The sequence below is a fragment of the Limosilactobacillus agrestis genome (assembly GCF_014145585.1).
Taxonomy (GTDB): Bacteria; Bacillota; Bacilli; order Lactobacillales; family Lactobacillaceae; genus Limosilactobacillus; species Limosilactobacillus agrestis.
Window position 1 is genome coordinate 1 of the sequence record NZ_JACIVF010000005.1, and the last position, 381, is coordinate 381.

Consider the following 381-nt stretch of genomic DNA (forward strand, 5'->3'; position numbering starts at 1 on the left):
CCACCACTGTATTGAGCCATTATTGCTGCCGAAGTACTTGGCGCTTGACGGATGTTTAAGCCATAAGCAACTCGGAAGGTCCCACGCTGTTGCATAGTCGTTCCATCAGCTGGTGTTGTTGGTTGTGGAGTTGGTTGTGGAGTTGGAGTCGGCGTAGAAGTACTTGGTGTTGGGTTATTATATGAAAAGTTATTTGAATCTGTTCCAAACGTTTGACCATTGCTCAAGTTTTTGATTGCTACGTACCGACGGGCTCCACTATAACTCATGTATGATACCCAAAGGTACCCATTTGCTACTACTTTTGAATCATACGTAAAACTTTGACCACCACTGTATTGAGCCATTATTGCTGCCGAAGTACTTGGCGCTTGACGGATG

The 381-nt window shown here is 44.9% G+C and carries 1 protein-coding gene; it reads right to left on the reverse strand.

Features of this window, described 5'->3' with window-relative positions:
- A partial coding sequence (locus H5R88_RS00590) for an SH3 domain-containing protein (RefSeq protein WP_182600029.1) occupies positions 1-381 on the reverse strand: 381 nt, incomplete at both ends.